The organism is Bradyrhizobium jicamae (assembly GCF_001440395.1).
GTDB lineage: Bacteria > Pseudomonadota > Alphaproteobacteria > Rhizobiales > Xanthobacteraceae > Bradyrhizobium > Bradyrhizobium jicamae.
Window position 1 is genome coordinate 88768 of record NZ_LLXZ01000022.1, and the last position, 19498, is coordinate 108265.

Consider the following 19498-nt stretch of genomic DNA (forward strand, 5'->3'; position numbering starts at 1 on the left):
AAGAAAATGGCGAGCAGGAAGCGCACTCCCTGCCCGCCAGTCGCCGATCGCCATTGTTGTTCTTAGAGTCGCTCGACGATCGTAACGTTGGCCATGCCGCCGCCTTCGCACATGGTCTGCAGGCCGTAGCGCTTGTTGTTCTGCTTCAGCGCATTCACCAGCGTGGTCATCAGCTTGGTGCCGGAGCCGCCGAGCGGATGGCCAAGCGCGATCGCGCCGCCGTTGACGTTGAGCCTCGAAGGATCGGCGCCAGTGGTCTTCAGCCACGCCACCGGCACGGCGGCAAAGGCTTCATTGACTTCGAACAGGTCGATATCGTTGATCGACATGCCGGCCTTTTCCAGCGCGCGCTTGGTGGCGTGCAGGGGCGCATCCAGCATGATCACGGGGTCGCCGCCCATCATGGTCATGTGATGGATGCGCGCCAGCGGCTTGACGCCAAGCGACTTCAATCCCTTCTCGTTGACGACCATCACGCCGGAAGCGCCGTCGCAGATCTGGCTGGCGCTGGCGGCGGTGTGCTTGCCGTTCTCGGCGATCAGCTTGACGCCCTTGATGCCGTCGAGGCTGGCGTCGAAGCGGATGCCTTCGTCGATATGGTGGGTGTCGGTCGAATTGTCGGCGCGAGTGATCTGCAGCGAAACGATCTCGTCCTTGAACTTGCCGGCCTGCGTCGCTGCAATCGCGCGCTGGTGGCTGTTGTAGGAGTATTCGTCGAGCTGGTCCTTGGAGAGCCCGTACTTCTCCGCCATCATCTCCGCGCCGGTGAACTGGCTGAATACGATGTTCGGATATTTCTGCTCGAGGCCCGGGCTCTTGTAATGGCCAAAGCCGTTCTTGGCGGGCAGCGACGAGGCGAGGCCCATCGGTACGCGCGTCATCGATTCCACGCCGGCGGCGATCACGATGTCCATGCTGCCTGCCATCACCGCCTGCGCCGCAAAGTGCAGCGCCTGCTGCGAGGAACCGCACTGGCGGTCGACCGAGGTGGCGGGCACGCTCTCGGGAAGTTTCGAGGCCATCACCGCGTTGCGGGCGATGTTGTTGGACTGTTCGCCGGCCTGCATCACGCAGCCCATGATGACGTCTTCGATCTGGGCCGGATCGACGCCGGAACGATCGACCAGCGAATTCAGCACGGAAGCGGCGAGATCGGCCGGGTGCCAGCCCGCGAGACGTCCCCCCTTGCGGCCGCCCGCGGTGCGCGCAGCGGCGACGATATAGGCCTCGGCCATTCCTGTTCTCCCTGATTGTTTTGGATGGGCGTTGGAAGTTGGGCCGGATTTAAGGGGCCTCGTGGGATTTAGTCAATCAATCAATTAACTCTTGAGTGCAGCCGCGGCATGCGCTTATGTGCGGCCCGGATTTCCGGCAGGTAGGGAATGGGAACACCCTTGAACACCAGCGTACCGACAAGACTTCCGGCCGGCAGAAATGCCACCGCCGAGAAGCTGCTTGTCGCGGCGAGCGAACTGATGATCGAGCGCGCCTCGATCGAAGTGTCGTTGTCTGACATCGCGCAGAAATCTGGCGTCAACGCTGCACTGGTGAAATACCATTTCGGCAACAAGGACGGCCTGTTGCTGGCGCTTCTGGCGCGCGACGCGGCGACCGAGATGTCGCAACTCGAATATCTCATCAGCCAGCCGATCTCGCCGACCGCGAAACTCAAGCTGCATATCGGCGGCATCATCCGCGCCTATTATCAGTTCCCGTACATGAACCGGCTGATCCACTATTTGCTGCATGAAAGCAGCACCGAGGCGGCCGACGAGGTGTCGAAGTTCTTCGTGGCGCCCTTGCTGGAGTTCCAGCGGCGGCTGCTCGCCGAGGGCATCAAGGCCGGCGAGTTCCGCAACATTGATCCCGTGATGTTCTACACCAGCCTGGTCGGCGCCTGCGATCACCTGTTCTTCGGCCGCCACGCGATGTCGCGGGCGACCGGTGTCGGCCCGGTCACCGACGACGTCTGCCGCGACTACATCAAGCACATGGAAGCGCTGATCTTCGGCGGCATGTTGAACGGGAAGGAAAAGGGTGCCGCCGCCGGATGACGAAAGCGACACTTCAGTAGCCTGCAAATCCAGAGAAGAAACTCCCAAGGAAAGGTAGTTACAATGCAGTTGCAAGACGTAGCCGTTCTCATCACCGGCGGTGGCTCCGGCCTCGGCGCCGCGACCGCCCGCGCCATGGCCGCCAAGGGCGCGAAAATCGGCGTCATCGACCAGAACAAGGAAAACGCCGAGAAGGTTGCTGCGGAAGTGAAGGGCATAGCCCTCCATGCCGACGTCACCGATGAGGAAGCGATCAAGGCGGCGATTGCCAAGGCCGAAGCCGCGCACGGCATCGCGCGCGTGTTGATGAACTGCGCCGGCATCGGCGGTTCGCAGCGTACCGTCGGCAAAGACGGCGTCTATCCGCTGGCAAAGTTCGTCCGCATCATCAACGTCAACCTGATCGGCACCTTCAACGTGCTGCGCCTGTTTGCCGAGCGTCTCGCCACGGCGCCGCCGATCGGCGAGGAGCGCGGCGTCGCCATCAACACCGCTTCGGTCGCGGCCTATGAAGGCCAGATCGGCCAGATCGCCTATTCGGCGTCGAAGGGCGGCGTTGTCGGCCTCACGCTGCCGGCCGCGCGCGATCTCGCCAGCCTCAAGATCCGCGTCAACACCATCGCGCCCGGCCTGTTCCTGACGCCGCTGCTGATGGGCCTGAACGAAGAGGCCCGCAAGAGCCTCGGCGCCCAGGTGCCGCATCCGGCCCGCCTCGGCGATGCCTCGGAATACGGCAACCTCGCGGTTCACATCGTCGAGAACCCGATGCTCAACGGCGAGACCATCCGCCTCGACGGCGCCATCCGGATGGCGCCGCGGTAAGCGTTGCGCTTCTTCCTTCTCCCCTTGTGGGAGAAGGTGGCAGCGAAGCTGCCGGATGAGGGGTTCTATCCACGAAGAAAGATCTATCGCGGAGCCAACCCCTCACCCAATCGAATGCACGGCTAATGCCGGCGTAGCTTCTCCCACAAGGGGAGAGGGCGCAGCAATGAGCGCCGCAATCCGCGGATGCAGGGAGCGCTTCGTGACTCAACCGCTGCTGATCGCACATCATGACGGAGTCGATTGGGTCACGCTCAATCGCCCGGACAGCCTCAACGCGCTCGATCCCTCGCTGATCGACGCGTTGAACACCTATTTCGAAGGTCTGCAGCGCAATCGCTCGACCCGCGTCGTGGTGCTGAAAGGCGCCGGGGCGTCGTTCTGCGCCGGGCTCGATCTGAAACACGCCATGAAGCGCCGCGCCGGGCAGCAGGAACCGCCCGGCGTGACCGAGTCCTTGGACTCGCAGCGCCGCATTGCCGATATCGTGATGCTGATGCGGCGCTGCCCGCAACCGATCATTGCGCTGATCCAGGGCGCGGCCGCCGGCGGCGGCTTTGCGCTCGCGCTCGCCGCCGACATTCGCATTGCGACGAAATCGGCGCGGATGAACTGCGCCTTCATCAAGCTCGGCCTCGGCGGCTGCGACATCGGCACCTCCTATTTCCTGCCGCGCCTCGTCGGCGTGTCGGTGGCTTCTGAACTGATCCTGACCGGCCGCTTCATCGGCGCCGAGCGTGCGCTTGCGGTGGGCCTTGTTTCCGAGGTCGTTGAGGACGGCAGGCTTGATGCGGCGGCCGAACCCTATGTCGATGCGATGATGACGGCGTCGCCGGTCGGTTTGAGACTGTCGAAAGAATGCCTCAACATGAGCGTCGATGCGGGTTCGATCGAAGCCGTGATCGCGATCGAAGACCGTAATCAGGTGTTGTGCAGCCGTTCCGAAGAATTCAGCGAAGGCATCAGGGCCTTTCTCGAAAAGCGAAAGCCTGTCTATATCAGGCGATGACGACAAGATCCGCAAAGGACCGAATTCCGGGAGACGCAATATGGGTGGGAGTGCAGCGAAGGTGCTGACAAAGCCGGCCTTCCGCAAGATCGAGTGGCTGCCGCGCGACATCGCGGTCGAGCGTCGTGCCGATGGCGTCGTCATCCTGAAGTCGCGCATTCCGCTGCAGCCGTACGAGAAGCATATTCCGGCGTCGCTTTCGAAATGGGCGAGAGAGGCACCGGAACGCATCTGGCTGGCGCAACGCGGCGGCGCGGACCGGCAATGGCGAAAGGTTTCTTACGGCGAAGCCAAACTCGTCGTCGACGGTCTGACGCAGGGCCTGCTCAATCTCGGCCTCGGCGAAGGCCGCCCGGTCGCGATCCTCTCCGGCAACTCCATCGAGCATGCGCTGATGACGCAGGCGGCCATGCAGGCACGCGCTCCCGCGGCACCGGTGTCGCCGGCCTATTCGTTGATGAGCCAGGATCATCTCAAGCTCAAATACCTCTTCAATCTGATCAAGCCTGCGGTGGTGATGGTGCAGGACGGGCCGACCTTCGAGAAGGCCTTGAAGGCACTCGATCTCACCGGCGTCACCGTCGTGCACGTCCTGCGGCCCTGCGACGGGATCAAGAGCGTGTCCTTTGCCGACCTTGCGGCCACGCCGGTAACGAACGCTGTCGAGGAATCGATTGCGAAGATCACGCCGCAGACGATCGGCAAGTTGCTGTTCACCTCGGGATCGACCGGGATGCCGAAGGCCGTCATCAACACGCAGGAGATGATGTGCGCCAATGCGGCGATGATGATGCAGGTGCGCCCGCGCGATCCCAGCGGGCCAATCGCCACCGTGCTCGACTGGATGCCGTGGAATCACACCATGGGCGGCAACGCCGCGTTCCATCCGATCCTGGTCGATGGCGGCACGCTCTATATCGATGACGGCCGGCCGATGCCCGGCCAACTCGAAGAGACCATCCGTAACCTGCGCGAGGTTTCGCCGACCTATTACGCCAACGTGCCCGCGGGCTACGCGGCACTCGCTGCGGCGATGGAGAAGGACGACGCGCTGTGCCGCAGCTTCTTCAAGAACCTCTCCATCATGGCCTATGGCGGCGCGCGGCTGCCGGATGATCTCTACGACCGCATGCAGGCGCTGGCGGTGAAGGCCACCGGCGAGCGCATCGTGTTCTATACGGGCTGGGGCTCGACCGAGACCGCGCCCACCTCGACCGGCACCTATTGGGACACCGAGCGCGTCGGCCTGATCGGCCTGCCGTTCCCCGGCGTCGAACTGAAGCTGGTACCGTGCGGCTCGAAATACGAGCTGCGCCTGCGCGGCGTCAACGTTACGCCCGGCTATTTCGGCCAGCCTGATCTGACCAGGAAGATGTTCGACGAGGAAGGCTTTTACTGCATCGGCGATGCCGGCGTGTTCGTCGACGAGAACGATCCGCTGCAGGGGATCATCTTCGCCGGCCGCGTGGTCGAGGATTTCAAGCTCACGACCGGCACTTTTGTGCACGTCGGCTCGCTGAGGACGGATGCGATCGCCGCCGCCACGCCCGTCGTGCACGACGCGCTGGTTGCCGGTCAGGACCGCGAATTCATCGGGCTGCTCGCCTGGCCCAATCTGCATGCCTGCCGGCAAATCGTCGGTAATCCGGACGCGACGTTCGACGATGTTATCCGGCATCCCGAAGTGATCGCCTGCCTCAAGCGCGGGCTGGAAGCGCATAACGCCTCCACCACCGGCAGCAGCATGCGGATCGCCCGCGCGATGCTGATGTCCGAGCCGCCCTCGATCGACGGCAACGAACTCACCGACAAGGGCTACATCAACCAGCGCGCCGGCCTCGAACGCCGCGCCGCGCTGGTGGAGAAGCTCTACGCCGGCAAGCCCGGCGAAGATGTGATTGTGCTGCAATGAAACAATGCTCTCACCACCCGTCATTCCGGGGCGCGCGAAGCGTGAACCCGGAATCTCGAGATTCCGGGTTCGATGCTGCGCATCGCCCCGGAATGACGGCGAATAAACAACACGAAAGCAACTGAGGTAAGCCGCCATGAATTTCGATTTCTCCGACGACCAGAAACAGATGCGCGATGCGGCGAGGAAGTTCCTCACCGAACAGTGCCCGCCGAAAGCCGTGCGCGAGGTGCTCGACGGCAAGGCGGTGTATGACAAGGCGCTGTGGAAGGGGCTCGCCGAGATGGGCTTCCTCGGCGTCGCGATCCCCGAGGAATTCGGCGGTGCGGGCGCCGGCCATCTCGAGCTCTGCGTGATCGCGGAGGAAATGGGCCGCGCCAATGCACCGGTGCCGTTCTCCTCCACCGTCTACCTCGCTGCCGAAGCGCTGCTGCTGGCAGGCTCCGACGCGCAGAAGCAGAAATGGCTGCCGAAGATTGCCTCGGGCGGGGCGATCGGCACGCTGGCGCTGTTCGAGGGCAAGGGAAATCCGTCGCCGAACGCGATCAAGCTGCAGGCCTCCGGCGGCACGCTGTCAGGCGTGAAGAAGCCGGTGCCGGATGGCGCGATTGCCGATTTCGCCGTCGTCGCCGCGCGCACCGGCTCTTCGGGGCGCGATTCCGATATCTCGCTGTTTCTCGTCGATCTGAAGGCCGGCGGCGTCGAGGCGAAGGCGCTGACCAACCTCGACCCGACCCGTGGTCAGGCCGAACTCACCTTCAAGAACGCCAAGGCCGAACCGCTTGGAGCTACCGGTGAAGGCTGGAGCATTCTTACTCAGGTGCTCGATCGCGCTGCGGTGCTGCTGGCGTTCGAGCAGGTCGGCGGCTCCGACCGTGCGCTCGAAATGGGCCGCGACTACGCGCTCGACCGTATCGCCTTCGGCCGGCCGATCGGCTCGTTCCAGGCGGTGAAGCACATCCTCGCCGACATGTATGTCTCGGCGACGCTGGCGCGCTCGAATTGCTATTACGGCGCCTGGGCGCTCTCGACCAACGCGTCGGAATTGCCGGAAGCCGCCGCTGCCGCGCGCATCAGCGCGACGCAGGCGTTCCAGCACTGCTCCAAGAACAACATCCAGGTTCACGGCGGCATGGGCTTCACTTGGGAGTTCGACTGCCACATGTACTACCGCCGCGCCAACGCCACTGCGCTGACGCTCGGCAGCCTGTCGTATTGGGAAGATCAGCTGATCGACCGCATGCGCAAGAAGAACGCGGCGTAAGTCGGTTTGAGAAACATGGACGCGCGCTCGATCAATGTATTTTTTTACGGTCTGTTCATGGACGCCGAGGCGCTCCGTGCCAACGGATTCCGTCCGATCGAGCCGCGTCAAGCCTGCGTTGCCGGAATGACGCTTCAGATCGGCCAGCGCGCGACGCTGGTTCCTGATCCGGCAAGGTGCGTCCATGGTTATGTCATCGGCCTGTCCCACAAGGACGTAGACCGGCTTTACTCCGAGCCGAGCGTCGCGGCTTACCGTCCGGAGGCTGTGATGGCTCAACTTAGGGATCGATCGTGCGTTCCCGCGCTCTGTTTCAATCTGCCGCCGTCGGACGAGCCGGTGGTGGCAAATCCGGAATACGCCGAAAAATTACGTGCTGTTGCCGGTCGGCTGGGGCTGCCGGCCGATTATGCGGCAAGCATTCGATAAAGGACAACGCGAATGAATTTTGACGACACCCCGCAGGAAGCCGCGTTCCGCGCCGAGGCCCGCGCATGGATTCAGGCTAACGCCCCCAAGCAATACGAGGACGAGTTGCGCAAGGTCTCGCTCGGCCGCACCGGGCTGAAGAATGCCAACATGCTCGAGGTCGCCAAGGCCTGGCAGAAGAAGAAGGCCGACGCCGGCTGGGCCTGCCTGCACTGGCCGAAGGAATATGGCGGCCGCGGCTCGTCGCCGATCGAGCGCGTGATCTGGCAGCAGGAAGAGGGGCCGTTCGGCCGGCTCTCCGGCATGTTCATCATCGGCCACGGCATGTGTGGGCCGACCATGATGGCGTTCGCCGGCGAGGATCAAAAGCGCAAGTATCTGCCGCCGCTGGCGTCGGGCGAGAAAGTCTGGTGTCAGCTGTTCTCCGAACCCGCCGGCGGTTCGGACGTCGCAGGGCTCCGCACCCGCGCGGAAAAGAAGGGCGACGACTGGATCATCAACGGTCAGAAGATCTGGACCTCGGGCGCGCATTATTCCGACTACGGCATCCTGCTGACGCGCACCGATCCGACTGTGGCAAAACACAAGGGTCTCACCATGTTCTTCCTGGACATGAAGAGCCCCGGCGTCGAAGTGCGGCCGATCAAGCAGGCCAGCGGCCAGTCCGACTTCAACGAGGTCTACTTTACCGACGTCAAGATTCCGGACTCGCAGCGTCTCGGCGCCGTCAATGACGGCTGGAACGTCTCGCTGACCACGCTGATGAACGAGCGTATGTCGATCGGCGCCGGCGTTGCGACCGGCTTCCCTGAATTGTTCGACTTCTGCAACAGCCTGATGCTGGAAGACGGACCCGCGATCGAGGACCGCAGCGTCCGTTCGAGGCTGGCGAACTACGCAGTGAAGGCGAGCGGGCTGCGATACACCAGCATGCGCGCGATCTCGGCGCTTTCGAAGGGCGAGCGCCCGGGTCCGGAAAACTCCATCGGCAAGCTGGTGGCGGGTTCGATGGTGCAGGAAGTCGCGATGTACGCGCTGGACCTGCAGGGCGCCGCCGGCGTGTTGAGCGGGCCGGAAGATGCGGAAGTTGCCGGCAAATTCCAGGCGATGCTGCTGCGCGCGCCCGGCACCCGCGTCGAGGGCGGCACCGACGAGATCATGCGCAACATCATCGCCGAGCGCGTGCTCGGTCTGCCCGGCGACATCAGGGTCGACAAGGACGTGCCGTTCAACCAGATCCCGACGAAAGGTCGGGCGTAACAAATTCGTAGGGTGGGCAACGCGCGTGCGTTGCCCACCGCGTCACACTCAGATGGTGGGCTCGCTTCGCTCAGCCCACCCTACACAGAAAACAAAAAAGAGGTCCGCCATGAACTTCGACGATACGCCGCAGGAAGCCGAATTCCGCGCTACCGCCCGCAAATGGATCGAGGCCAACGCGCCGAAGCAATACGAGGCGGAACTGTCAAAATCCTCGCTCGGCCGCATCCGGCTGGAGAAGGAAGAGATCGTCGATGTCGGCAAGGCCTGGCAGAAGAAGAAGGCCAAAGGCGGTTGGGCCTGCCTGCACTGGCCGAAGGAATATGGCGGCCGCGGCGCGACCCCGATCGAGAAGGTGATCTGGCAGCAGGAAGAGGGCGTCTATGGCAAGCTGACGCAGCCGTTCCAGATTGGCGAGGGCATGTGCGGCCCAACCGTGATGGCGTTCGGCAGCGAGGAGCACAAGCGGCATTATCTGCCGAAGCTCGCTTCCGGTGAGCATATCTGGTGTCAGTTGTTCTCCGAGCCGGCCGGCGGTTCCGACGTGGCGGGCTTGCGCACGCGTGCGGAAAAGCAGGGCGACAACTGGATCGTCAACGGCCAGAAGATCTGGACCTCGGGCGCGCATTATTCCGACTACGGCCTTCTGATCACCCGCACCGATCCCAACGTGCCCAAGCACAAGGGCCTGACGATGTTCTTCCTCGACATGAAGAGCAAGGGCGTCGAGGTGCGGCCGATCAAGCAGGCCAACGGCATGCAGGAATTCAACGAGGTCTATTTCACCGACGTGGTGATCCCGGACAGCCAGCGCCTCGGCGCGGTCGGCGACGGCTGGAACGTGTCGCTGACCACGCTGATGAACGAGCGCATGTCGATTGGTTCGCGACTCGCCACCGGCGTCCCCGAGATGTTCGAATTCTGCTCGAACCTGATGCTGGAGGATGGGCTCGCGATCGACGATCCCGCGGTGCGCTCCAAGCTCGCGAGCTGGGCGGTGAAGTCGAACGGGCTGAAATACACCAGCTACCGCGCGATCTCCTCGCTGTCGAAGGGCGAGCGGCCGGGCCCGGAAAATTCCATCGGCAAGCTGGTGTCGGGCATGATGCTGCAGGACATCGCGGCTTATGCGATGGATCTGCAGGGCGCGGCGGGTACGCTGACCAGCACGGATGAGGAAATGGTTCACGGTCAGTTCCAGCAGATGCTGCTGTCCTCGCCGTCGATGCGCATCGCCGGCGGCACCGATGAAATCCTGCGCAACATCATCGCCGAGCGCGTGCTTGGTTTGCCGGGCGACATCCGCGTCGACAAGGACGTGCCGTTCAACAAGATCCCGACCAAGGGGCGGTAATCATGGACGCAAAGGCGCCGAAGGCATACTACGCGACGGCGGACCGCATCGGCGTGCTCGAAGAGCTCCTGAACGAGCGCTACTCCGTGCGCGCGTTCCTGCCGCGGGAAGTGCCGCGCGAGACCATCGAGCAAATTCTCAAAGTCGCCCAGCGCACGGCGTCCTGGTGCAACAGCCAGCCCTGGCAGGTATTGATCGCCAGCGGCGAGGCCAAGGAGGCGTTTCGCAAGGCGATCTATGCCGAGGCCGCCTCCGGCGCCAGGGACGACCATGACTTCACGCCGCCTCGCGAATATCTCGGCGTCTATCTCGAGCGCCGCCGCGAGAGCGGCTTTCAGCTCTACAACACGCTCGGCATCCCGCGCGGCGACAAGATGGGCTACGCCAAGCAGGCGCTGGAGAACTACAATTTCTTCGGCGCGCCGCATGTCGCCATCATCCACACCGACGAGCCGCTCGGTATCTACGGCGCGGTGGATTGCGGCGCCTATGTCTCGAACTTCATGCTGGCGGCGCAGGCGCTCGGCCTCGGCACGATACCGCAGGCCGCGCTGGCGCGGCATTCCGGATTGATCCGGCGACACTTCAAGCTGGCCGATGATCGCAAGGTCGTCTGCGGCATTTCGTTCGGCTTCGCCGATCATTCGCACAAGGTGAACAGCTACCGCACCTCGCGCGCGAGTGTGACGGATACCGTCACGTTCGTGGACGAGTAAATCCTTCTCCCCTTGTGGGAGAAGGTGGCGGACGCAGCCCGCCGGATGAGGGGTTCTATCGGCGGACGCAGACGTTTCAGACGAGGGACGTATACCCGCGGAGAGAACCCCTCATCCGTCTGCGATGCTGCGCATCGCATCCACCCTCTCCCACAAGGGGAGAGGGAAAGAGCGCTCAAGCCTCGCGACCCAGCAGTTCCTCGGTCACCTCGTCCGAAAACCGCTTCCTGATTCCCGCGACCATCACCCATTTGGGATCATCGGGAATTTCAGTCGCGCCGGGCATGCCATGGTCGCGCAGGGCGCGCGCACAACCGACCCAGTCGCCGCCTTCGACCGGCTCGTTGAGGGATGCCCATGACAGCGAACCGCAAGCATTGTCGCCGAAGCCATGCCGCTCGGTCCACTCGGCGCCGTGTTCGAGCAGGAAGCGCGTCAACGCGGCATTGCCGCGGAACACCGCGTGATTGAGCGCGGATGCATCCCAGTCACCGCCGCGCACGGCGATCGGCCAGCCACGTTCGACCATCACCCTGACGATCTCATCGGCACCGGCCGCGGCCATGTCGGGCAATAGTCGCAACTGTGCGGACGACAGCGAAGCAGGCAGGTCAGGCCTCTGTGCCCGTATCGCGCGCGCCTCGGCTGCATCACCACGCGCACATGCGGCGACGAAGCGTTCCTCGTCGGAGATGTCAGGCTCGCCGGCCGGTCCGCGCAGCAGCGCTGCGGCATCGGAGAGGCCAAACCGCAGCGCCAGCCGGTAGGGGCTGATGTCGTCACGGGTTGGTCGCGACGGGTCGGCGCCGGCTTCCAGCAGTGCCATCACGTGACGCGGTCGCCGCCGGTAGATCGCCCAAGCCAAAGGCGAGCCCCACTCGGTCAACGGTGGATTCCCCGCCGGCTCGTTCGGATCGCCGCCATGCTGCAGCAGCAATTTCAGCGCCGTGTCGTCCTCGAGATCGATCGACCGGTAGATCGCATTGCTCCCGGCAATGCGCGCGCCGTGCTCCAGCAGCAGGCGCGTGCATGCCGGATGCTCCAGCGAGTGATAGAGCGACTCGCCGTCATTGGGATTGGCGCCGGCATCGAGCAGCAATTTCGTCAGCGCGGGATCATGGTTGCTGCCGGCCGCGCCGTAGAGCGTCGAGAGCGGGCAACTCTGGTCCGGCTCGGCCAGCGATCCCGGCGGCCAACGGCTGAAAATGTGCTGATTGACATCGGCACCATCAGCGATCAGCAACCGCGCGCTGGCGTGCAGGCGCTGGCGAAATTCGTCCACGCGTAACAGGCTCGAATGCGCCACCGCGAGCAGCGGCGGCAATCGCAGCGGGCCGCCAGCACGGTTGAGCCATGCCGGATCGGCCTCCGTCGCCCGCCGCAGTGCGCCTTCGTCGCCGATCGCGCAGGCGAGCCAGGGATCGCCTGCGATCAATCCGGGATCGTCAGCGAGGATACGCAATGCCACGCGCGGGTTGGCGCGGTTGACCGTGCCGCTGACATCGCCGGAATAGATCAGCTGTGCCCAGTGCAGGATGCGGGCGTCGCGCTTGTCGCGTACCGCCATCTGCACCTCGACATATTGCTTCAGTTCGGTCCAGGACACAAAGCCATGCTCGCGTGCGATGCATGATTGCGCGTCGTGCAGGCGAAGTTCGAGGGAAGCCATATCCTCGTCGCTGCGGCCGGACGCCGCCGGCAGCGCGCTGCGCAGCCGCGCCATCGCCGCCGGATCGCGGCTTCGATAGAGGCGGATCAATTGCTTGGCTTGTTTCTTCAGATGATCGAGATTCAGTCGCTCGAAAGACCGGTCCATCAGACACCTCCGTGCGTGACATCGCCGAAGGCCCGCAATACCGGCTGCACAAAGGCTCTAGATGTTGCTCGAAAGCTGCAAGTGGGTTCAACCCTTCCCGCGGGCCCGGGAGCGGCTTGCACCGCGGGCGCTACCATATGGCCGCCGCGGGCAGGGGTCAACGCACCAAACGCGCGGAAAAATCCCGGCTCGCTCTCGCGGCCGGGATCTTTCTTGATTACGCTGTTCGATCAGTAGGCGCAGACGTTCACGGTGCGAAGGCGCATGCCACGGCGGGTCTCGACCCAACGCTGCCGCAGGCAGCCGTTCAGGCCGGTATCGACATAGACGCCACCGAAGCCGACGCTGACGGCGGGACCCCAGCCGTAGCCATGGCCCCAATGATGGCCCCAGTGATGGTGATGAAAGCCACCGGCGGACGCAGGCGCGGCAGCGGCAAAGGTGAGGGAGGCGGCGGCAATCAGTCCGAGGGTAATCTTGCGAAACATAACTCAATTTCTCCAATTCTTTGGCGCGAGGCCGTTGTTGCGTCCCTGCCCATCAGTCGGCCCGGACGCGACTTGCGTTCATGCGCAAAGCGGAGAATCGTGTTTCAAGAATATTTCGCGGGACGCGATCTTCGTTAATTTTTCCTATCCGGACATTCGACCGACGCCGTGCGGTAGCGCGCGGCCATCTCATGCGCCAGTTCGGCCATCTTGTCGCGCAGTTCCACCGGCGCCAGCACCTCCGCTTCCGCGCCGAGACGCAGCAGTTCGGCGGCGGCATGCCACACGGTTTTCCCGATCGGCACGACAGCGATGCGCCAGCCGTCTGCATCCGCGGTCTCTTCGATACGGGTGCGCGTCCGCACGTAAGGCTGGCTGAACGCATTGAGCAGTTTGACGCCGAACGGCGACAGCCGCACGGTGGCTTCGTTCGGATGCATCTCGGCTTCGAGCCGCAGCGTTGCAGCCTGCCAATAGGCGGCGAGATCGAATTCGGCGGGCCGGTCGAAGTGCTTGTCCAGAACATTGCAATCGAGCACGCGCGCCACGCGATAGGTGCGCACGCTGCCGTCGACATGGCCGGCCAGATACCAGCTTCCACCTTTCAGCACGAGACCGAGCGGCGCGACGCGGCGGCGCTTCTCCGCCCGCCAGCTCTGGTAGCGGATTTCGATCAGGCTCTCGCGCAGCAGCGCAGCGGCGATGGCGCGCAGATGTTTCGGCTGCTCGGTCTCTCCGAACCAGCTTGGCGCATCGAGATGAAACCGCTCCTGCATCCGCCCGGCACTCGGGCGCATATTTTCGGGCAGCGCCGCCATCAGCTTGGTCTGCGCCGCCATCATCGCAGCATCCAGGCCGAGCGCGGCCGCAGGGCCGGGCAGTCCCGTCATGAACAGCGCCTCGGCCTCCGGTTGCGACAGTCCGTTCAGCCGCACGCGATAGCCGTCGAGCAGGCGATAGCCGCCTTCGGCGCCGCGCTCGGCATAGACAGGGACACCGGCCGCGGCGAGCGCATCGATGTCGCGATAGATGGTGCGCACCGAAACTTCGCACGCCTCGGCAAGTTCAGGCGCGGTGATCTGTCCCCGCGCCTGCAAGGTGGTGAGGATGGAAAGCAGCCGGCTCGCGCGCATGGCCCCTTAAACCATACCTGACACAGGATGTCAGGTATGGTCGGGCATAGAAGGTCCGTTGCCCGTCGGCTTCAAAAGGAGACTGCCAATGACCGCTGAGAACCGCATCACGCTTTATTATTCGCCGCAGAGCCGCGCCACGGGCACGCGGGTGCTGCTGGAGGAACTGGGCGCGCCTTACGATCTCCATGTCCTGAACATGAAGGCGGGCGAGCAGCGCCAGCCGGCCTATCTCGCCATCAACCCGCTGGGCAAGGTTCCGGCGGTCCGCCATCGCGGGGCGCTGGTGACCGAACAGGTCGCCATCTACACGTATCTCGCCGACCTGTTTCCGAAGGCCGGGCTGACGCCCGCGCTCGACGATTCGCAACGCGGCCCGTATCTGCGCTGGATCGCCTATTATGGTTCGTCCTTCGAACCTGCTTTGATCGACAAGTTCATGAAGCGCGAACCGGCGCCGGTGTCGCACTCGCCCTATTCCGATTACGACACCATGCTCGGTGTATTGGAGGCGCAGCTTTCCAAGGCGCCCTATCTGCTCGGAGACCGCATGACGGCCGCCGATATTCTATGGGGCGTGGCGTTCAGCTGGACGATGATGTTTGGCCTCGTGCCGCAAAACGACGTATTCAAGGCCTATGCCGAGCGCATCACCTCGCGCCCCGCATTCAAGCGGATCAGCGCGGCCGATGATGAGATGGCGGCACAGCACGCTGCAGCCAGCGGCGGGTGAAGAAGAGGCGGTATCGCGAAGACTGGATTCCTGGATGACAAAGACCGTGCACACGACCAACTGTTTCGACACCTTCATCCAGGTCGCGGAAGATTGTCCCGCGCGGTCCGGCGAAGCGCCGCCGGCGCGCGCGGGGAATCCGACCGTGGCCGGCCTGCAATACCAGATGATTGCGGAAGCGCCCTACAAATACACCTCTGATGACGTGGTGTTCGCGACCTCCGCTCCCGGCCGGCAGCTCGGCGCAAAGGCGACGAAGAAGGAGAAAAGCCTCGCCCGCGACGAATTCTTCTCCAGGGGGCAGGCGTGCCTGCGCGCCTCGGGGCTCGGCAAGCGCTTCGGCTGGGGCGTGCATGCCGATGCCGAAGGGCGCGTTGCGATCTATGCCGTCGACAGCCAGCGCTACCAGGCGCTGGCGCGCGATCCCAAGGTCAAGCAGGTCCGGGCGATGCGGACCAGGCGGGCTTGAATTCTTTCAGAATTTCGGCGGGCGCTTCTCCGCCAACGCTCTTACGCCTTCCCTGATCTCGTCGCCGCGCATGCTCTCGCGGTGGCGCAGATTGGCGGCGTCCTCGTCAAGCTTGCCGCGCGCGAATTCGTTGATGGCGCGCTTCATGCCGGCCATTGCCAGCGGCGCGTTGCCGGCCAGGATGGCGGCAAGCTTGTCGACTTCCTCGTCCAGCCTTTCCACCGGCACCATGGCGGTGAGGTAGCCGATCCGCAGCATTTCCGGCGCGGTGATTTTCTGCGCGGTGAGAAACAGCATCTTTGCATTGTCGACGCCGAGCCGCGACACATAGCGTTCGATACCGCTCTTGTAATAATGCAGCCCGAACCGCGCCGCCGGCATGAACATCTCGGCGGTATCGACGCCGATGCGAAAATCGCAGGCCAGCGCCAGATCGGTCGAGCCGCCATAGACGCCGCCATTGAGCCGGCAGATCGTCGGCACGCCGAGATCCTCCAGCCGGTTGACGACGACCTCGAACGCCGATCCCGCGCTCGGCTGTTCGTGCTCGCTGGTCGCGCGATCCGCCACCGAATTCAGATCGTAGCCGGAGCTGAAAGCGCGGCCGGTGCCGGTCAGCACCATCACGCGGATCGCAGGATCGGCCTCGATCCGGTCGAACAGCTTTAAGAGATCGCCGAGATCCTCGCTCTGCAGCCGGTTCATGTGTTGCGGCCGGTTGAGGCGTATGGTGGCGCGGGCGCCATTGATTTCGAGGATCGGCGCGCTCGCTGCGTCGGCTACGTCGGACATCATTCTCTCCATTCTTCTTGTTGGTTTTGACTACTGGTTCTCTTGCGCGCGCCGCTTGGCCTCGGCGTCGATGGTCTCGGCGAGATCCGGATGCCGCGCCATCAGCAGGCGAAAGTCCACGAGATCGAGCACCAATAGCCGCGTCACCTTGGTGGTCGTGACATCAGCGCCGCGCACGCTGTTGCCGAGCAGCGCCATCTCGCCGAAGAACGTGCCTTCGCCGAGCGCGATCTTTTTGCCGGGCAGTTCGACCTCGGCTTCTCCGGCAGCGATGAAATACATGCAGTCGCCTTTCTGTCCCTTGCGGATGATCTGCGTGCGCGCCGGCAGGTCCATCGTCCGCAACATGTGGGTGACGTCGGCGATCGCGGATGGGCCAAGCGTCGCGAAGAACGGCACCTTGCTGACGGTCTCCCACGTCTTCAGGAAATTGTCGCGGCGGGTCTCGGCGGCAAACCCGGTCGCCAGAATACCGGTCCAGAGCCCGAACACGCCGAGACCCGAGATCATCACCAGCGCTGCGACCAGGCGGCCGAGCGGGGTGATCGGCACCACGTCGCCATAGCCGGTCGTGGTCAGCGTCACCACCGCCCACCACAGCGCGGCCGGCACGCTGCCGAACGTCGCCGGCTGCACGTCGCGTTCCAGGAAGTATTCGGCGACCGACGCCAGGAATACCACCATCAGGAAGATCACGAGCACGCTGAGCAGTGGCCCCGACTCCAGCACCAGCACGCGCCGTAATTGCCGCAACCCCGGAATGCCCGGCACGACCTTGAGCACCCAGAGAATGCTGAGCAGCCACGCCGTCTGGTGCTCGACGCCCGCGACCAGCGCGATCGGCACGGCAAGCGCGCCGATCGCGTCGACCACTCCGCTGCTGGAGGAGACGTAGAGCCACAGCCGCCCTTGCCGCGCCATGTGGCACAGCCGCACGACCCACTCGAACACGAAATAGGCGAGGCACGCCCACAGCACCGCGTCGACCCAATGGTGCGCCGCCTCGTAGGCGGGGGCTGTCGTGAGCACCACCATCGCCGCGATGCCAGCGGCCACCGCGATATAGGCCGCCTTGGTCATGTTGCGGCCGGCCGTCTTGGCGGTGAACTGAGCCAGTGCCGAGAGAACGAGCCGCTTGGACATCGGATGCGGAGGACCTGATGCGTGCCATGAAAGCTGGATAACGGTCAGGCCGCAGCGTGACCGATGGGTCGCAAAGTGCCCGCCTGTGAGGAGGCCGTCAACGACGGCTGCGCAGGGCCGGCCGGTTCAGGCCGCAGCCCGGAGCTTGGGAGAAGCGAATTTTACCCCGGAATAGTGAGAATCCCGACAAAACGTCGCCTTTTCCTCGTATACCAAAAGGGTCCCGCGCCGTTTACGATGGCGGCGCCGCAGCAGAATCGCGACAAAAATTCACTCCCTGAAGCAATTGGTTGGCATCCAATGGATACGTCTCATCTGGCTCAACACGCAGGAACGGCGGGCGCGCTATTCGCGACAATTTTCGTGGTCGCCACCACCACGATGAAGACCATGATCCCGTTGCGCGTCTTCGGCATTCTCGCCAACGTCATCCTGATCATAACCGCGATCCCGGCCCACAACTACCTGGTCATGGTGGTGCAGTTCGCCATGCTGCTGGTCAATTCCTATCGCCTGCACCAGATGCTGCAGCTGGTGCGCGACGTGAAGAAATCCGTCAACAGCGACCTGTCGATGGAATGGCTGAAGCCGTTCATGACCGAGCGCAATTACGCGGCCGGCGAGATCCTGTTTTACAAGGACGAGAAAGCCGAGGACATGCTCTATATCGTCAGCGGCAAGTTCAAGCTGGTCGAATCGGGCATCGTGCTGCCGGTCGGCGCCATCGTCGGCGAGCTCGGCATGCTGTCGCCCTCGAACACGCGAACCCAGACGCTGGAGTGTATCGAGAGCGGCCTGATCCTGAGCGTCAGCTACACAAAGGTCGAGGAGCTTTACGTGCAGAACCCCGCGTTCGGCTTTTATTTCCTTCGCCTGGCCAGTGCGCGTCTGTTCCAGAATCTGGACGCGGCGGAAAAGCGGCTGGCCCAGCATCTGGCTTCCACCGCCGAGCCGAAACCTGCGTAGAGGCCGGAGCAGGGAGAGTGGCAGACCGCGGGTTCCTGTCGTCGCTGCGTTATCTGTTCGCCGACTTCATCGGCGAGGATGATGACGACACCGCGCCGTTCCTGCCCGAGGGGCTGCCGGAGCCGGTGATGGCGGTGGCGAGCGAGGCCATCCATCTCCTCATCGACTATCAGGGCCCGGGCTACGCGACGCTCTATGTCGATCGCTTGCGGCGCTTCATCGGCAAACGGGGCGTCGACGACGCGATGCTTGGCGAGATCGCGCGGCTGATGGCGGTGCGTATGAGTTATGAGGACCCGATCCGGATCGCGCAGCTCAAGCTCACCGAACTGCAGGGACGTTCTGCCGGCTCCGTCGACGTCAGGAAGTTCCGGCTCGAGGAGTTGATCGGCGCGCTTCCCGCTGTCATCGCCGAATACCTCATCGATGCGCTGGAATGGCTGGGCTGGGCGCAAAAGCGCGTCTCCATCCGCTTCAGCACGGCCAGCCGGTACGGCATTCGACGCCTCAAGATCGAGGCGGGCTTGCGGCGATGGCGGCTGTTCTCGGTGCGCTATGCCAAGGAGCGGGTCTGGGTCGAGCGCTGGCTGCACATGATCGACCGCAGCCTGACCAAGCAGCCGCAGGCGGCGCCGGCGATCATCCAGACCGCGACCATGATCGAGGGTTATGGCGACGTCTATCGCCAGGGCATGGCGGACTGGAACGCAATCATCGACGGTCTCGCCAAGCCGACCTTCGACGGCGTGCTGGCTCTATCGGATCTCGGCGGCGCGGTGACCGAGGCGCGCGCCGCCGCCGTGCCCGACCCGCGGCAGTCCGCGCTCAAGCGCAAGATCGCGGAGATCCGCGCGCGGGCGACCGCCAGCGCGTATGTGGGGGGGGCGCCTGGAAGGACGTCGTAGAATCGTAGGGTGGGCACGCTTCCGCGTTTTTTCGTCATGGCCGGGCTTGTCCCGGCGATCCACGTCTTTCTTGCGTTGTTGAAGCAAAGACGCGGATGCCCGGCAGAAGGCTGCGGGGCAGCGACAGCATGTCCGCTTTCCTATGTGTCGCGGACAGTACCCTGCGAACTCGCTACGTCGCCTTTTGATGCTGTGGACGGCGCCCACTCTGCGGCATCGAAGTGCCATAGGGT

General features: G+C 64.0%; 19 protein-coding genes. 13 read left to right on the forward strand and 6 right to left on the reverse strand.

Annotated elements, in window-relative coordinates:
* Positions 1–62: 62 nt before the first annotated feature.
* Positions 63–1235 carry an acetyl-CoA C-acetyltransferase gene (locus CQ12_RS04285; protein ID WP_057834115.1) on the reverse strand — a complete coding sequence of 391 codons (1173 nt, stop codon included), beginning with the start codon at positions 1233–1235 and terminating at the stop codon, positions 63–65.
* Between the two features lie 147 nt (positions 1236–1382).
* Between CQ12_RS04285 and CQ12_RS04290 the strand changes: the two genes are divergently transcribed.
* The 9 genes from CQ12_RS04290 to CQ12_RS04330 all read left to right on the forward strand — a co-directional run bounded on the left by CQ12_RS04290 (position 1383) and on the right by CQ12_RS04330 (position 10820).
* Positions 1383–2054, forward strand: a complete 672-nt coding sequence (locus CQ12_RS04290; RefSeq protein WP_057834116.1) for a TetR family transcriptional regulator — start codon at positions 1383–1385, stop codon at positions 2052–2054.
* 63 nt (positions 2055–2117) lie between these two features.
* Positions 2118–2876 carry an SDR family NAD(P)-dependent oxidoreductase gene (locus CQ12_RS04295; RefSeq protein ID WP_057834117.1) on the forward strand — a complete coding sequence of 253 codons (759 nt, stop codon included), beginning with the start codon at positions 2118–2120 and terminating at the stop codon, positions 2874–2876.
* 202 nt (positions 2877–3078) lie between these two features.
* Positions 3079–3885 carry an enoyl-CoA hydratase/isomerase family protein gene (locus CQ12_RS04300; protein WP_057834141.1) on the forward strand — a complete coding sequence of 269 codons (807 nt, stop codon included), beginning with the start codon at positions 3079–3081 and terminating at the stop codon, positions 3883–3885.
* Between the two features lie 40 nt (positions 3886–3925).
* The gene (locus tag CQ12_RS04305; RefSeq protein WP_057834118.1) at positions 3926–5797 is read left to right on the forward strand and encodes an AMP-binding protein; all 1872 of its coding nucleotides are present in this window, start codon (positions 3926–3928) and stop codon (positions 5795–5797) included.
* Positions 5798–5933: 136 nt separating this feature from the next.
* Complete coding sequence (locus CQ12_RS04310) at positions 5934–7061, forward strand: acyl-CoA dehydrogenase family protein (protein ID WP_057834119.1); 1128 nt, start codon at positions 5934–5936, stop codon at positions 7059–7061.
* 15 nt (positions 7062–7076) lie between these two features.
* Positions 7077–7490, forward strand: coding sequence for a gamma-glutamylcyclotransferase family protein (locus CQ12_RS04315; RefSeq protein WP_057834120.1), 414 nt, complete (start codon positions 7077–7079; stop codon positions 7488–7490).
* Positions 7491–7502: 12 nt separating this feature from the next.
* Complete coding sequence (locus CQ12_RS04320) at positions 7503–8750, forward strand: acyl-CoA dehydrogenase (protein ID WP_057834121.1); 1248 nt, start codon at positions 7503–7505, stop codon at positions 8748–8750.
* Between the two features lie 109 nt (positions 8751–8859).
* Positions 8860–10104: an acyl-CoA dehydrogenase gene (locus CQ12_RS04325; RefSeq protein ID WP_057834122.1), complete on the forward strand. Its 1245-nt coding sequence runs from the start codon at positions 8860–8862 to the stop codon at positions 10102–10104.
* Between the two features lie 2 nt (positions 10105–10106).
* Positions 10107–10820 (forward strand): nitroreductase, encoded by a 714-nt coding sequence (locus CQ12_RS04330; protein ID WP_057834123.1) that lies wholly within the window; start codon positions 10107–10109, stop codon positions 10818–10820.
* A gap of 175 nt (positions 10821–10995) precedes the next feature.
* On the opposite strand, the gene CQ12_RS04335 is transcribed toward CQ12_RS04330, so the two are convergent.
* From CQ12_RS04335 to CQ12_RS04345, 3 genes are all read right to left on the reverse strand, one after another.
* Positions 10996–12636 (reverse strand): ankyrin repeat domain-containing protein, encoded by a 1641-nt coding sequence (locus CQ12_RS04335; protein ID WP_057834124.1) that lies wholly within the window; start codon positions 12634–12636, stop codon positions 10996–10998.
* Positions 12637–12866: 230 nt separating this feature from the next.
* Positions 12867–13124: a hypothetical protein gene (locus tag CQ12_RS04340; RefSeq protein ID WP_057834125.1), complete on the reverse strand. Its 258-nt coding sequence runs from the start codon at positions 13122–13124 to the stop codon at positions 12867–12869.
* Between the two features lie 134 nt (positions 13125–13258).
* The gene (locus CQ12_RS04345; protein WP_057834126.1) at positions 13259–14257 is read right to left on the reverse strand and encodes a helix-turn-helix transcriptional regulator; all 999 of its coding nucleotides are present in this window, start codon (positions 14255–14257) and stop codon (positions 13259–13261) included.
* A gap of 88 nt (positions 14258–14345) precedes the next feature.
* On the opposite strand from CQ12_RS04345, the gene CQ12_RS04350 reads away from it, so the two are divergent.
* Entirely contained in the window at positions 14346–14990 is a 645-nt protein-coding gene (locus CQ12_RS04350; RefSeq protein ID WP_057834127.1) for a glutathione S-transferase family protein, read from the forward strand.
* 34 nt (positions 14991–15024) lie between these two features.
* The gene (locus CQ12_RS04355) at positions 15025–15459 is read left to right on the forward strand and encodes a DUF6157 family protein (protein ID WP_057834128.1); all 435 of its coding nucleotides are present in this window, start codon (positions 15025–15027) and stop codon (positions 15457–15459) included.
* Positions 15460–15465: 6 nt separating this feature from the next.
* Here the strand turns inward: CQ12_RS04355 and CQ12_RS04360 are convergent, their stop codons facing one another.
* Positions 15466–16251: an enoyl-CoA hydratase/isomerase family protein gene (locus CQ12_RS04360; RefSeq protein WP_057834142.1), complete on the reverse strand. Its 786-nt coding sequence runs from the start codon at positions 16249–16251 to the stop codon at positions 15466–15468.
* Between the two features lie 30 nt (positions 16252–16281).
* Positions 16282–17394: a cyclic nucleotide-gated ion channel gene (locus CQ12_RS04365; protein ID WP_057834129.1), complete on the reverse strand. Its 1113-nt coding sequence runs from the start codon at positions 17392–17394 to the stop codon at positions 16282–16284.
* A 300-nt stretch (positions 17395–17694) separates the two neighbouring features.
* Here CQ12_RS04365 and CQ12_RS04370 point away from each other — a divergent pair, with 300 nt between their 5' ends.
* A complete protein-coding gene (locus CQ12_RS04370) occupies positions 17695–18360 on the forward strand; it encodes a Crp/Fnr family transcriptional regulator (RefSeq protein WP_057834130.1) in 666 nt (221 codons plus the stop codon).
* A gap of 17 nt (positions 18361–18377) precedes the next feature.
* Positions 18378–19265, forward strand: coding sequence for a DUF6537 domain-containing protein (locus CQ12_RS04375; protein ID WP_057834131.1), 888 nt, complete (start codon positions 18378–18380; stop codon positions 19263–19265).
* Positions 19266–19498 lie beyond the last annotated feature (233 nt).